We start from the raw sequence: 13,517 nt of genomic DNA, 5'->3' as shown, positions 1-13,517 counted from the left end.
GCGCTCTGGAGAAAGACCTGAAGGCAGAACCGCATGAGCCACGAACTGACTTTTAGCATCCTGGAAGACATCGCGCGCGATCTCTCGGGCGAATCGATATCGTTTCCGACTTTTCTCGACATCACTTTTCGCGTGCGCACCGCGCTGAAAAGCCCGAACCTGTCGATCGAGCAGTTGGCCGCTCTGATCAGCGCCGAGCCACTGATGAGCACGAAGATCATTCGCCTGGCAAATTCGGCCGCGCTCAATCGTACGCGGCGCAAGATCGTCGATGTCAACAACGCGATTTCCATCGTCGGCATGGAAGCGGTGCGCAGCGTCTCGTTTGCCGTGGCGATGGAACAGCTTCTCGGTTCCAAGAAGATGGCGCCTTTCGAAGCGCTCTCCCGCCGCTTGTGGGAACACTCGATCCATGTCGCCGCGCTATGTCGCGTGCTCGCTCGCCGGCTGACCCGGAACAGCCCCGACGAGGCGATGTTCACCGGCCTGGTGCACGATATCGGCGTTTTCTATCTGCTCTACCGGACCGCCAGCTTCCCCGAATTGATCGCCGATCCGGCCTCGCTGCACGAGTTGCTCGTCCGCTGGCACGCCGAAATCGGGCACGCGCTGCTCGCCGCGATGGGCATGCCGGACGAGCTTCTGACGCTCGTACAGGAACACGAAATCGAACGCTCGATCACCCAGGTCGACTCGCTGGCCGATGTGCTGTTCATCGCCAATCGATGGGCGAGCGTCGAGCAGAGCTGGCGCGATCCGCAGTTCGCGCCGGTCGAAGACCGCATACCGATCGACAAGTTGCTCGCAACTGATGTCGTGCGCGCGCTGCGTTCCGAGTCGCTGAGCGATGTCGCTTCGCTGAAGAGCGCTCTGGGAACCTGAACCTCGTTCTTCGACCCGCTCCGGGCATGCCGCGCAGCGGTCAGGGCTGGCGGACCCTTGCCAGGAGCGCGGTAGTTGACACCTGGTGCTGAAAAGGCAGTGAGAGCACGCAACCGCCCCAGGATCTCACCTCGGTATTGCCGACGATCGTATCGACCGGCCAGTCGCCTCCCTTGACGATCACATCCGGACGACAGTCGAGGATGCGCTGCAGTGGAGTGTCCTCGTCGAACCAGGTGACCAGTGTGGTCGACTCGAGCGCGGCGATGACGGCCAGCCGATCGGCCAGCGGATTCACCGGCCGGTCGTTGCCCTTGCCCAGGCGGCGGACCGACGCGTCCGAATTGAGCGCGACGACGAGCGCCGCGCCAAGCGCGCGCGCCTGCGCGAGCAGCGTCACATGTCCACGGTGGAGCAGGTCGAAACAGCCATTGGTGAACACCAGCGGGCGCGGCAACGCTGCGCCTCGCAGCGCAAGCTGCTCAGGCTGGATGATCTTCGCTTCAAACACTGGAACGGCGGCCGGACCGGACGCCGCCTCGACCGCCGGGAAAGCGGTTGTCGGTTCTCGGTGAGTATTCATGCGGGTACCTGCTGGGTATTATACATGCGCTGACAATCCAGGCGACGACACTCCTGCGGGCTGAACCTTGCACCAGGGGCGGAGTCTCTCATCAATCGCGTCACCGGAGGGTACTCGCGCTCGTCGACGGATCGACCGGCGGACGTGACCCATCTCACGGACGTCACTGGTGCGGTCGACTACACTCAGGCTTATCAGCACAGTGCGCACCGACGGACCCGCCCTTGGTCGCGCGCAAGGCCGAAGTGACTGCGGCACGCCGTGATGCCGGTGATCTGGCCGAGCGCAAGGCTCGTCAGGCAGAGAGAAGGAAGGTATGGAAAGCAACAACTATCGGAGAAGTCATACTGCGCGCGGCAAAGCACGGCCCGGGTCGGCCCGCTGGTTCCGACGCTATCGCTGGCTGGTCATCGCCGGCTGGCTGATTGCGCTACTCGTCGTTCTCTGGGTTCTTTTCTTTCGCGTCGACAAGCCTTCGAACGGCCTGCCCACGATGAGTCTCGGCAGCGAGCCGTCAGCGGGCGCGGCGGGCGGCAACCTGGCGCCGGTGAAGTTGCCGGCCGACGACGCGGTGCATGAACAGCTCACCGAGTGGTGGTACTACAGCGGCCACCTGCAGACTGAAGCGGGCGAGCGCTACTCGTTTCACATGGCTGCTTTCGTGCGCCGGGGAACGTTGACGCACACCGTTTTCCACGGCTCGCTGCTCGATCACCAGAACGAAAAACTGTATGCCGAACAGGCACGTACCGCGGGTGTTCCGGCGGACATGCGGCGTGACGGCTTTGCCTTCTCGTATGGCGACTGGCAGTTGCGCGGGAGCGGCGAGCAACACGCAGCAAAGATGGCGGGCAAGGACTTCCGACTTGAAGTGCAATTGACCGATCGCCTGCCGCCGGTTCTGCATCAGGTCCCGGGAACCCCGGTCGCCGGGCTGCTCGACTTCGGCGCGGCGGGCAAGAGCTATTACACCTCACGACCGCGGATGAGCGCCCAGGGTACGCTGAGTATCGGCGGAACAGCGAAGGCGGTGCGGGGCGAAGTCTGGTTCGATCACCAGTGGGGTGATTTTGAAGCGGCGAAACTGCGCTGGAACTGGTTTGCGCTGCAATTGGCCGACGGCGCCGACCTGATGATCTTCGAACTCTTCGACCGTCAGGGCGGACCGGTGCTGCGCATGGGAACCTACGCCAAGGAGGGCAAGGCAGAAGGTCTGGCGAGCAGCGATTTCGCCACCAACGCACGTGGAAGCTGGAAGAGCCCATCGACGGGAACGGTCTATCCGATGGACTGGACGATTTCGATCCCGGCCAAGGGCCTGAGCTTGAAGGTGGACCCGGTGATCCGCTGGAGCCAGTTCAACGCTTTGACGACGACGATGAACGTCTATTGGGAAGGCGCGGTCAAGGTGAGCGGATCACATACCGGGGTTGGTTTCATGGAGTTGAGCGGCTATCAGAGCACGCGCGAGACCGACCCAGGCAAGCCCAGGACCTGAACATCGCACGCAACGCCAGAGGTCGGCGAGGCTACACCGGCAGGCGCCGGCCAGCCGGCCAAGACGCTGCCCAAGCGCCTAGCGTTGCGCGATGCGCGGTGAAAAAACCTCGGTCACCAATACCTTCTGGGGTCCGAAGGCGAAAAGCGAGCGGCGCGCCCACAGCGCTCGCGGTGCTTCGCCGTCGACCGCCAGCGTACGATGTGCCGCGGCGAAGAGTCCGTCGCGCCGATCAAGTCGCCGGAAGTGAATCGGACCGCGTACGAATCCGGCGTGCGCAAAAAGCAGCGCGCCCAGCGAGCGATTGCCCAGGCGCGCCAACCAGACGCTGAGTGGCCCGCGCGGTCGTCGGGGGAGAACGGTGTGCGCGAAGACGACGATCACTCGATCACAGGACAGGGCGACTTCGCGCACCCAGACGAGTTCGCCAGGATCGAGATCGAGCGCCGCAGCTTCGTCGGGCGTTGGCTGGCCCAGCCCCTGACGCAGGACCCGTACGGCAAACTGCCCCTTTGTCTGAATGCGTGCGGTCAACGATCCGCGGTCAGCCAGCCAGGCGCGCAGCGCCAGGTTGTCGATTGTGTGCAGCAAACGGCTGCGCCAGACCGGCCGACGAACCCGATTCATCGCGGACAGACGGCTACGTTGCCCTCGCTTAGCGTGGCCGGGGAGATTTTTCCACTCCCAGGATGCGGCTGCCGGATTTGATCCCCTTGCTGGAAAACCAGCCCAGATTCATTTCCAGCGCGTAGCGCGCCGCCTTTGCCGCGCAGTGGTTGTTGTCGGTCTGCGGTTGCATGTCGGCAATGTTCAGAATCCGTCCTTCTTCGTCAAGAAAGGCTACCGAGAGCGGCAGGTAGGTATTGCGCATCCACATGCAATGCTGATCTGCCTGGGCAAACACGAACAACATGCCGCTATTGGGCGGCAGGCTTCGTCGCTGCATCAGACCCTGCATGCGCGTCGGATCGTCGGCTGCCACTTCGGCTTCGATGCGGTAGAAGCCGGCGGTCAACTCGATGCGCGGCAACTCCGCAGCGCCTGCCGAGGCAAGCGGCAGGAGCAGACCGAGGGCAGGAAATACCAAGCTGTACATGACAAACTCCGCGTAAATTCAAGGGTGTAGTCAGGCAGGACGGCGGCCGTTGGCGGGCTCGAAGGCGAGTCGGCGGGGCGATGGCGATCCTGCTCTGGCGACGACTTCTCCAACTACGGCTTGCGGAAACGGGTCGGCTTTGGCGCACCGCGCTGAGTCGGCCGTGCCTCCGGCGCGACCACTGCGCGAGCCTTTCTGCCCGCGAGCGCGCTGGCCGGCTTGCCGGCGGCAGCGCCCGGCTGCCCGGACAAGGCCAGTCGCTGGCTCGGGCGAACCGCGGCGTGTCCTGGCCTGCTGCCCGCCGTGGTCACTCGCTTGCCACCCTGTCGCGCCGTCTTGCCCACCGTCTTGACGCCCGCGCTGGCTCCGGCGGCAGCTGGCGGCGGCAAGGTACGCGCCTTGCCGGCTGTCCGGGGTGGCGCGACGGCTTCGCTGAAACCGACCGGATCGTCTTCCGTCTCGGCGGCTTTCGGTACCGCCCATCCGCTGGCACAGAACAGGCACAGGCTGGCGACCACCAGGTATCGCTGGCGAAGAGTGGTTTGGTTTTTCATCGGCAGGTCGCTCGGCCTTCCTTTCCGGTACGGGGCGAGCCGCGACCCCGATCAGTGACTGGTCCCTTCAGAACGCGATATTTTATTCCATACGTTGTACTTGCCGACCGGTTTCCGGGCCGGAATGCGCTTGACCTCGCGCAGCGTACGGCTGTCGATGACGACCAGCGCACCGTCCATTTCCCACAGGCTGGCCAGTGCGTAACGGCCGTCGCGGGTAAACTCGACGTGCGCCAGCGTCTGTCCCGGCTCGGCCCTGATCTGCCCGACGACTTCCAGCGTCGTCTTGTCGATCGCCTGCAGCGTGTTGCGGTGTTCCTTGCTCATCATCGAGTCGGTAAACGCGTAGCGGCTGTTTTCATGGCTGCGCATGAAGAAACCCGGGCCGAGCGTCCTGATCTGCTTTACCGTCTGATAGGTCTCAAGGTCGATCACGCTGACCACGCCTTCGTTCAGATTGGGTGAAGCCATCACCGTTCGCTGCCGGCCCTCGGCGTCGCGCCAGTTCCAGGTAATCCCGGACGCCAGATGCGGCATGCCGGGCAGATCGAGATCGGCAATCTTGCGCCGCACGTCGAGATGGATCACCTGTCCCTTGCTGGCTGAACGCGACGAGCCGAGAATCTCGTCGTAGCTGCGCGTGAAGAAGAAGTCGTCGAGATAGTCCTGCAGCAGGATGCGGCGCGGGTTGAACATCGCCGGCGTGAAAGCGCCTTCCATGTATTGGAAATCGTGCACCAGTCCGGTGGCGATCGGCGGCGCTTGCGTATCGTAGCTGATCTCCCAGGCTTCCGGAACGTCCTTCAGCGCCGCGACGAAGCTCTTGCGCGGCGCCGCATCGTAGACCGCCGAAACGCGCGACGTCTTCTTGCCCGAGGCATCGACGGTCGGAATGATCTTGACCAGGGAAAGGTCGGCGGCATCGAGCACGACCAGGCTGTGCGGCAGATAGTTGCCTACCATCACCCACTTGCCGTCGCCCGAAACCGCGGCATTGCGTGTATTGAGCCCGGCGCGAATTTCGGCGACGACGACGAAGTGATAGAGATCGAACTTGCTGATCCAGCCGTCGCGCGAAGCAAAATAGACAAAGCGTCCGTCCGGCGAGAATTTCGGGCCGCCGTGCAGCGCATAGCGGCTGGGAAAGCGGTGCAGACGTTCCAGCTTGTCGCCGTCGAGCAGCGAAACGTGATGATCGCCGGTTTCCACGACGACGAAGAGATTGAGCGGATCGACTCCCGCCAGCGCGGCAGCCGGCCGCGCCGGCAGCGCGGCGGCCTGGCGATCGACGATATGCGAGGTGCGAATCTCGCGCTCTCCCCAGAGCGGCGCGGGCACAACGGGCGCGTAGATCAGTTCGACCAGTTGCTGCGCTTCGGCGTTGCTCAACTTGTCGCCGAAGCCCGGCATCTGCGTGGCCGTCCGCCCTTCACGGATGACCCTGAGTGCTTCCGGCTGGCGCAGCCGCTCGAGGTTTTCGGGCAGCAGGGCAGGGCCGATGCCGCCCAGCCGCCGCTCGCCATGACATGCCGCGCAGTGCTCCTGATAAAGGCCGGCCGCGTCGCTGGCGGCGGCTGGCGGCGTGCCGGCGAAGAGGCTGGTCAGGCAGGCGATGAGCAGGCATAGGAAAAGCTTCATCACAGGCTCCGCAAGGTGATGCGACGCTGGGGAGTCGCCGCTGCACGAGCCGCAGCAAGGCCAATCTCCTCGTCGTCAAGATAGCAACCGGGGTCTTCCGCCCAGGCGTCGCCCGTCAACTGGTAGGCACGCACGCGCGTGTTGCCGTTGCAGATGTCGAAGTGTCGACACTCGCCGCAACGGCCTGCAACCCGGCGCGGAACGCGTTTCAAGCCCGCCATCAGGGGGTCGGAGAGGTCGTTCCAGATCGCCGAGAAGGGCCGCTGACGAACGCTTCCCAGGTCATGGTGCCACCACATCGTATCCGGATGGACATGCCCCTGGTTGTCGATATTGGCGACATTGACGCCGGAAGCATTGCCGCCCCATTGGACGAGCCGGGCGCGCATGTGCGCCGCCTGAGCGGGAAAGTGTCGCTCGACCCAGTGCAGGAAATAGACGCCGTCGGCATCATTGTTGCCGGTAGTGAACTCCTTGTGGATTCCGCGCTGGACGTGCTCTGCGCAACGCGCAAAGAGCAGATCCATCGCCCAGCGCGTCAAGCGATGCTGCGCGTCGTCGCGCCGGTTGGTGTTGCCCCGGCCGGCGTAATTCAGGTGCGAGAAGTAGAAGCGGTTGATGCCCTCGTCGTCGACCAGATCGAGCAGGCGCGGCAGATCGTGCGCGTTATCCTGGGTCAGCGTGAAGCGGACGCCGATTTTCAGGCCGCGGTCGCGGCACAGCCGAATGCCGGCCAGCGCCGCGTCGAAGGCGCCGGGCAGGCGCCGGAAGCGGTCGTGCGTCGGGCCGATGCCGTCCAGTGAAATACCCACGTAATCGAAGTCGCAGTCGGCGATCTGAGCAATATTCGCAGCGTCGATCAGTGTGCCATTCGAAGACAGGGCAAGGTAGAAACCCATGCCCTTCGCCCGCCGGGCGATGGCGAACAGGTCGTTGCGCAGGAGAGGCTCGCCACCGGAAAGGATCAGCACCGGGACGCGAAAGCGCCGCAAGTCGTCCATCACCGAGCAGACCTCGTCCGTCGTCAGTTCGCCCGGGAAATCCTTGTCGGCAGAAATCGAGTAGCAGTGCCGGCAGGTCAGGTTGCAGCGCCGGATCAGATTCCAGATCACCACCGGCGCCGGTGGATTCCGCTTCGGACCGGCGGCCACCGGAGCGACGAGTTCGTGCATGTACTGGGAAAGGCGAAACATGGGCAGGGCCGGCAACGCAAGACCAAGCATTAGAGGACACGGACCTCACGCCGGCATTGATGTGGATCAATCGCAAGTCGGCCCGGCATTATCGCATTGCACCGGGTGAGCGGGTGGTCGGCGGCTATAATCGTACCTTGTCTGACTGTCCGATCGAGATCCATGTCCGACCTGCTCGCCCATCTCAACCCGCCGCAACGCGCGGCGGTCACGCTGCCGGCACAGCACGCGCTGATTCTGGCCGGTGCCGGCAGCGGCAAGACGCGTGTCCTCACCACGCGGATCGCCTGGCTGATTGCCAACGGACAGGTCGGGCCGCACGGCATTCTGGCGGTCACCTTCACGAACAAGGCGGCGAAGGAGATGCAACTGCGTCTCGCCGCGATGCTGCCGATCAACCCGCGCGGCATGTGGATCGGTACCTTCCACGGCCTGTGCAACCGCCTGCTGCGCGCCCACCACCAGGAAGCCGGCCTGCCGGCGCAGTTTCAGATTCTCGATGCGGCTGACCAGCTCTCGGCGATCAAGCGGCTGCTCAAGAACCAGGGTGTGGACGAAGAGCGCTACCCGGCGCGCGAGCTGATGCATTTCATCAACGCGCACAAGGAACAGGGCATACGCGCCGCGCAGGCTGAAGCCTACGACCAATATACCAGTCGGCGCGTCGAACTGTACGCCGCGTACGAGGCGCAGTGCCAGCGCGAAGGCGTGGTCGATTTCGCCGAACTGCTGCTGCGCGCCGACGAACTGCTGCGCCGCAACGAACCCCTCTGCCGCCATTATCAGGCGCGTTTTCGCCACATCCTGGTGGACGAATTCCAGGATACCAATCGCCTGCAGTACGAGTGGCTGAAACTCCTCGCCGGGCACGGCAGTGTCGCGCCCGAGGGCGCTGGCGCGTGTCTCTTTGCCGTCGGCGACGACGACCAGTCGATCTACGCCTTCCGCGGCGCCGAGATCGGCAACATGCGCGACCTGCAGCGCGAGTTCCAGCTTGCCGAGGTGATCCGGCTCGAACAGAACTACCGTTCGCACGGCAACATCCTCGACGCGGCGAACGCACTGATTCAGCAAAACCGCAGCCGCCTGGGCAAGAAGCTGTGGACCGAAGCCGGCGCCGGTGAGGTGATCCGGGTGTTCACCGGCTGGTCGGACGTCGACGAAGCACGCTTCATCGTCGCCGAGATTGCCGCGCTCGTCGGCAGCGGAATCGCGCGCGACCAGATCGCCCTGCTCTATCGCTCGAATGCGCAGTCGCGCGTCCTCGAGCATGAGCTCTATACGCGCGGCGTGGCTTACCGCGTGCACGGCGGCCTGCGCTTCTTCGACCGCCAGGAAATCAGGCATGCTCTGGCCTACCTGCGGCTGATCGCCAATCCCGATGACGACACCGCTTTTGCTCGCGTCGTGAACTTCCCACCGCGCGGCATCGGCAGCCGCAGTCTGGAAGTCCTTGCCGAGGCCGCGCGGCAGGCCGGCAGCAGCCTCTATCGGGCGGCCGCCGGCCTGCCCGGCAAGGCCGGCAGTTCTGCGGCGAAATTCACCGCCCTGCTCGACCACTTGCGCGCGCAAGTGAAAGGCCGTTCGCTGGCCGAAATCGTCGAGCTGGCGATCGAGCACAGCGGTCTGCGCCAGCATTACCTGAACGACCGTGAAGGTCGCGAGCGGCTCGCCAACCTCGACGAATTGCTCAATGCGACGATCGTCTTCCTCGCCGACCAAGGCGACGACGGCGAGGCGAGCAATGACGGCCAGCCGGTCGCCGGCGCCGACCCGTTGACCGCCTTTCTCGCGCACGCGTCGCTGGAAGCCGGCGAGCATCAGGCCGGCGACGGCCAGGAGGCGGTTCAGTTGATGACCGTACATGCGGCCAAGGGCCTGGAGTTCGACGCGGTCTTTATCACCGGTCTTGAGCAGGGTCTCTTCCCGCACGAGAACGCGGCACGCGCCGGCGAAGGGATCGAGGAAGAACGCCGACTGATGTACGTCGCCGTCACCCGCGCCCGGCGCCAGCTCTATCTGACCTACGCCCAGCAGCGCATGCTGCACGGGCAGACGCGCGAGTGTCTGCCCTCGCTGTTTCTTGACGAACTTCCGGCCGAATTGCTGCGTCGCATCGAACGGCCGAGCGTCGGTAGCGGCCGCCTATCCACGGCCCGGGTCGGCAGCCCGGCCTGGCCGCAGGCGCGCATGATCGGGGGGCTGCGCGTCGGTCGCAGCGTACACCACGCGCGTTTCGGCAGTGGCGTTGTCGTTGCCCTCGAAGGTTCCGGCAGCGATGGGCGGGCGCAGGTGAACTTCGCCGAGCACGGCATGAAATGGTTGCATCTGGCGACCGCCAAGCTCACCGCGACGTGATCCCCGCCGGCCGCCGTTCCCGCCGAACCAACTGTGAAAAAAGCCGCACCCTGCGCCGCTTTCCCACCGTTTGTGTGGACAAGCCTGTGGACCGACCCTCAGTGTGAGCGACAAGTGGCGAGTAACACACCCTTTTTTTCACTTGCTCAAGAAGCAGGCGGACGCATAGACTGTCAGACCACGTCTACGGAGGATCCGCCATGCCATTCGCCATTCGTCTGCAACACCCCGGTGGGCCGGAAGCCATGTCCTGGGAGGAAGTGCCGGTCGGTGAACCCGGCCCGCACGAGGCGCGCGTACGCCACGCGGCGGTCGGGCTGAACTATATCGACATCTATCACCGCAGCGGCCTTTATCCCTTGCCACAACCGAGCGGGCTCGGCCTGGAAGCCGCCGGCGTCGTCGTTGCGGTCGGCAATGCGGTGAGCGATCTGGCACCGGGCGACCGCGTCGCCTACGCTGGCGGGCCGGTCGGTGCCTACAGCCAGGAGCGCTGCCTGCCGGCCGACCGCCTGCTCAAATTGCCGGCGGCGATCGACTTTCACACCGCGGCGGCAATGATGCTGCAGGGTCTGACCAGCGCCTACCTGCTGCTGCGCACCTACCCGGTGAAACCCGGCGACGCCGTCCTCATCCACGCCGCGGCCGGCGGCGTCGGCCTGATCGCCTGTCAGTGGGCGAAGGCGCTGGGCGCCACGGTGATCGGGACGGTCTCGAACGCAGCCAAAGCGATGCTGGCGGCGGCGCACGGCTGTGACCACGTGATCGACTACACGCGCGAGGACTTTGTCAGCCGGGTGCGTGAAATCACCGGCGGTGAAGGCGTTGCGGTAGTGTACGACGGGGTCGGCAAGGACACCTTTACCGGCTCACTCGACAGTCTGCGCACCTGCGGCATGCTGGTCAGCTTTGGCAATGCCTCCGGCCCGGTGCCGGCCTTCGACCCGCTGCTCCTCGCTCAGAAGGGTTCGCTCTTCCTGACTCGACCGACGCTGATGCATTACACGGCGAAGCGCGCCGACCTGCTGGCACTGGGCGGCGCGCTGATCGAGGCCGTCGCCACCGGCAAGCTGCAGATCGAAGTCAACCAGAGCTACCCGCTGGCCGAAGTCGCGCAGGCACATCGTGACCTGGAAGCCCGCAGACTGACCGGATCGACCATCCTGCTGCCGTGATCGAGCGCTTGCGCGCTCGCCTGGTGGCGGTGCGCTACATGCTGGCCACGGCGTGGCCGATCGTCCTCCTGACGGCGGTCGGCCTGCTCGTCGCCTATCAGTTCGTCGCACCCGAGCCGCCGCGGCGGGTAACGATCAGTACCGGCAGCGATACCGGCGCCTACTACGCGTATGCGCAACGCTACGCGGCGCTGCTCGCAGCCAAGGGAATCACCCTCGAGGTGCGCACCTCAGCCGGCTCCTACGAGAACCTCAAGCGACTGGAAAGCGGCGAAGCCGACATCGCCTTCGTCCAGGGCGGCATCGTCCCGCCGGCCGAGAACGAGGACGAACGCCCGCGTGCTCTGCTCTCGCTCGGCAGCGTCTCCTACGAACCGGTCTGGGTTTTCTACCGCAATGAGCAGCGCGTAGACCGGCTGTACCAGCTCGACGGCCGGCGCATCGCCGTCGGTGAAGAGGGTAGCGGCATACGCGGTCTCGCGCTGCAGTTGCTCGAAGCCAACGACATCAAAGCGAACAGCCCGAATCTGGTGCCCCTGGCCGGGCTGACCGCGGCCGAAGCGCTGCAGCAGAGCCAGATCGATGCCGCGTTCATCGTCGCCGCGCAGGAAGCACCGGTGGTCCAGGTCATGCTGCGCTCACCCGGTCTGCGCGTGGTCAGTTTCAGTCAGGCCGACGCCTACCTGCGCCGTTTCCCCTTCCTGTCGAAGATCGTACTGCCGCGCGGTGTCGTCGATCTGGTACGCGACCTGCCGCCACGCGATACCGTTCTCCTGGCAACGACCGCCAACGTCGTCGTGCGCGACGACCTGCACCCGGCTTTGGCCACACTGCTGCTGCAGGCGATGACCGAGGTCAACGGCAAAGGGGGATTCTTTCAGCGCGCCGGCGAATTCCCCAACTACAAGGACCAGAGTTTCCTGCTTTCACCGGACGCGCAGCGCTACTACAAATCGGGGCCACCGTTTCTCCAGCGCTACCTTCCCTTCTGGCTTGCCGTTCTCGTCGAGCGCATGTTTGTCATGATTCTGCCGCTTGTCATGATTTCGCTGCCGCTCCTGAAATTCGCCCCGACGATCTACACCTGGCGCGTCCGCTCGAAAATCTATCGCTGCTACGGCGACCTGAAGTTCCTCGAAAACGAACTGCGCACCGCTTATGACCCGCTTTCCCACCAGAGCTACGTCGAACGTCTCGAGCGTATCGAAGACGACGCCAGCACGCGCAATATTCCACTGGCTTTTACCGATCTGCTTTACACTTTGCGCGAACACATCAACCTGGTTCGCGAGAAGCTGCGGCGCTTGGCCGCGATCCATGACGAGGACAAGAAACGATGAGATCCTTCCTGGTTGCCAATCCCAAGGGCGGTTCGGGCAAATCGACGCTGGCGATCAATCTCGCCGGTCACCTTGCACGCAGCGGTCATCGCGTCATGTTGGGCGACGTCGACCGCCAGCAATCGTCACGCGAATGGCTGCGCCTGCGACCTGAAGCGCTGCCGAAAATCCGCAACTGGGAAATCGAACCGGGAAAAACGGCCAAACCGCCGAAGGGGACGACGCACGTCGTCCTCGACACGCCAGCCGGCCTGCACGGCCGCGCACTTGATACCGTCGTCAAACAGGTCAATCGCGTCCTCGTACCGGTGCAGCCCTCGCTCTTCGACATGCTGGCAACGCGCCACTTCCTGGCCGCCTTGCTCGAAGAAAAGGCCGTGCGCAACGAGCATGCCTTCGTTGCCGTCGTCGGAATGCGCGTAGACCCACGCACGCGCTCAGCCACCGAACTCGAGCACTTCTTCGCCAGGTTCGACGTTCCTGTTCTCGCGTATCTGCGCAACACTCAGCTTTACGTCCAGACGACGATGCTCGGCATGACGATTTTCGACCTTACCCCATCGCGCGCAGCGCGCGATGTCGAGCAGTGGCAGCCGATCATCGACTGGGCGAACAGCTAAGGCGCAGCGAAATTTCGGTCGCGCGGTCGCGGCCAGGGCAGGTCGCCTGCCGGCTACGGTGCACCTCTCGCCTAGGGTGATATCGGCAATTCTTCATACCGTTGTGTGCGCTACGTCCAGTCGAACCCGGCGACCGCGGCGCTCGGCTTACGGGCGGCGCCCGACCCGCTCGATCCCGAAAGCCGCCCGCAGCGCCGCTGGGTGCGCCACCGCGCCTACGTGCTAGCAAACTCTCCATGAGCGTGCAGGACAGGCCCGAGCGGTGCTGCACGAAATCGTCGGGATGGCGCCGCCCACCCGAGCGCTGGCGATCATCGCCTCCAATACCTTCCTGAAGAGCGACCAGGCCAGATAACCGGAGGCCAGCGACAGTCACGTCAAGGACTGCGAAGCCGTGCTCGTTTTGTACGACTTTTTGGTCGAGCACTCGATGCACCAGCGCACCACCGACCGCGCCGAGTCGACCTTCGCCAGCGTACCCCAGCGCAGCACGTGCGCGAGGCACGGTGTGTCCCGGGCGGCTTTCCGTGTCCTTTCGGCAGAGCTGCAAATCCGCGGCGGCGCTTGAGTGCGGCACCGC

The 13,517-nt window shown here is 64.6% G+C and carries 12 protein-coding genes; 6 read left to right on the top strand and 6 right to left on the bottom strand.

Annotated elements, in window-relative coordinates; genetic code table 11:
* Window positions 1-33: 33 nt before the first annotated feature.
* Entirely contained in the window at window positions 34-882 is an 849-nt protein-coding gene (locus RKP46_RS02975; RefSeq protein WP_311105249.1) for an HDOD domain-containing protein, read from the top strand.
* 40 nt (window positions 883-922) lie between these two features.
* Here the strand turns inward: RKP46_RS02975 and RKP46_RS02970 are convergent, their stop codons facing one another.
* A complete protein-coding gene (locus tag RKP46_RS02970) occupies window positions 923-1,465 on the bottom strand; it encodes an adenylyltransferase/cytidyltransferase family protein (protein ID WP_311105248.1) in 543 nt (180 codons plus the stop codon).
* A 316-nt stretch (window positions 1,466-1,781) separates the two neighbouring features.
* On the opposite strand from RKP46_RS02970, the gene RKP46_RS02965 reads away from it, so the two are divergent.
* Window positions 1,782-2,963, top strand: a complete 1,182-nt coding sequence (locus RKP46_RS02965) for a lipocalin family protein (RefSeq protein ID WP_311105247.1) — start codon at window positions 1,782-1,784, stop codon at window positions 2,961-2,963.
* Window positions 2,964-3,041: 78 nt separating this feature from the next.
* Here the strand turns inward: RKP46_RS02965 and RKP46_RS02960 are convergent, their stop codons facing one another.
* The 5 genes from RKP46_RS02960 to nirJ form a co-directional block, all read right to left on the bottom strand.
* Entirely contained in the window at window positions 3,042-3,554 is a 513-nt protein-coding gene (locus tag RKP46_RS02960; RefSeq protein ID WP_311105246.1) for a chorismate lyase, read from the bottom strand.
* 64 nt (window positions 3,555-3,618) lie between these two features.
* A complete protein-coding gene (locus tag RKP46_RS02955; RefSeq protein WP_311105245.1) occupies window positions 3,619-4,059 on the bottom strand; it encodes a DUF192 domain-containing protein in 441 nt (146 codons plus the stop codon).
* A gap of 113 nt (window positions 4,060-4,172) precedes the next feature.
* On the bottom strand, window positions 4,173-4,613 hold the full coding sequence (locus RKP46_RS02950; RefSeq protein WP_311105244.1) for a hypothetical protein: 441 nt from the start codon (window positions 4,611-4,613) through the stop codon (window positions 4,173-4,175).
* A gap of 51 nt (window positions 4,614-4,664) precedes the next feature.
* Window positions 4,665-6,251, bottom strand: coding sequence for a cytochrome D1 domain-containing protein (locus RKP46_RS02945; protein WP_311105243.1), 1,587 nt, complete (start codon window positions 6,249-6,251; stop codon window positions 4,665-4,667).
* Window positions 6,251-7,444, bottom strand: a complete 1,194-nt coding sequence (nirJ, locus tag RKP46_RS02940) for a heme d1 biosynthesis radical SAM protein NirJ (RefSeq protein WP_311105242.1) — start codon at window positions 7,442-7,444, stop codon at window positions 6,251-6,253. The genes RKP46_RS02945 and nirJ overlap by 1 nt, the downstream gene beginning before the upstream one ends.
* A gap of 162 nt (window positions 7,445-7,606) precedes the next feature.
* Between nirJ and RKP46_RS02935 the strand changes: the two genes are divergently transcribed.
* The 4 genes from RKP46_RS02935 to RKP46_RS02920 all read left to right on the top strand — a co-directional run bounded on the left by RKP46_RS02935 (window position 7,607) and on the right by RKP46_RS02920 (window position 12,937).
* Window positions 7,607-9,802: a UvrD-helicase domain-containing protein gene (locus tag RKP46_RS02935; protein WP_311105241.1), complete on the top strand. Its 2,196-nt coding sequence runs from the start codon at window positions 7,607-7,609 to the stop codon at window positions 9,800-9,802.
* Between the two features lie 200 nt (window positions 9,803-10,002).
* On the top strand, window positions 10,003-10,977 hold the full coding sequence (locus RKP46_RS02930) for a quinone oxidoreductase (protein ID WP_311105240.1): 975 nt from the start codon (window positions 10,003-10,005) through the stop codon (window positions 10,975-10,977).
* The gene (locus tag RKP46_RS02925; RefSeq protein WP_311105239.1) at window positions 10,974-12,317 is read left to right on the top strand and encodes a TAXI family TRAP transporter solute-binding subunit; all 1,344 of its coding nucleotides are present in this window, start codon (window positions 10,974-10,976) and stop codon (window positions 12,315-12,317) included. Before RKP46_RS02930 ends, RKP46_RS02925 begins: the two co-directional genes overlap by 4 nt.
* The gene (locus RKP46_RS02920; protein ID WP_311105238.1) at window positions 12,314-12,937 is read left to right on the top strand and encodes a ParA family protein; all 624 of its coding nucleotides are present in this window, start codon (window positions 12,314-12,316) and stop codon (window positions 12,935-12,937) included. The genes RKP46_RS02925 and RKP46_RS02920 overlap by 4 nt, the downstream gene beginning before the upstream one ends.
* The last annotated feature ends 580 nt before the right edge of the window (window positions 12,938-13,517 follow it).

This window comes from Accumulibacter sp. (genome assembly GCF_031732815.1).
Taxonomy (GTDB): Bacteria; Pseudomonadota; Gammaproteobacteria; order Burkholderiales; family Rhodocyclaceae; genus Accumulibacter.
The sequence above is the reverse complement of the archived record's forward strand: the minus strand, read 5'-3'. Positions and strand labels throughout refer to the sequence as shown.

Bases quoted from the DNA above. Each gene is read 5' to 3' on its own strand.
- RKP46_RS02965 (WP_311105247.1), top strand. From the start codon at position 1,782: ATGGAAAGCAACAACTATCGGAGAAGTCATACTGCGCGCGGCAAAGCA.
- RKP46_RS02935 (WP_311105241.1), top strand. From the start codon at position 7,607: ATGTCCGACCTGCTCGCCCATCTCAACCCGCCGCAACGCGCGGCGGTC.
- RKP46_RS02975 (WP_311105249.1), top strand. From the start codon at position 34: ATGAGCCACGAACTGACTTTTAGCATCCTGGAAGACATCGCGCGCGAT.
- RKP46_RS02930 (WP_311105240.1), top strand. From the start codon at position 10,003: ATGCCATTCGCCATTCGTCTGCAACACCCCGGTGGGCCGGAAGCCATG.
- RKP46_RS02945 (WP_311105243.1), bottom strand. From the start codon at position 6,251: ATGAAGCTTTTCCTATGCCTGCTCATCGCCTGCCTGACCAGCCTCTTC.
- RKP46_RS02955 (WP_311105245.1), bottom strand. From the start codon at position 4,059: ATGTACAGCTTGGTATTTCCTGCCCTCGGTCTGCTCCTGCCGCTTGCC.
- RKP46_RS02970 (WP_311105248.1), bottom strand. From the start codon at position 1,465: ATGAATACTCACCGAGAACCGACAACCGCTTTCCCGGCGGTCGAGGCG.
- RKP46_RS02950 (WP_311105244.1), bottom strand. From the start codon at position 4,613: ATGAAAAACCAAACCACTCTTCGCCAGCGATACCTGGTGGTCGCCAGC.
- nirJ (WP_311105242.1), bottom strand. From the start codon at position 7,444: ATGTTTCGCCTTTCCCAGTACATGCACGAACTCGTCGCTCCGGTGGCC.
- RKP46_RS02920 (WP_311105238.1), top strand. From the start codon at position 12,314: ATGAGATCCTTCCTGGTTGCCAATCCCAAGGGCGGTTCGGGCAAATCG.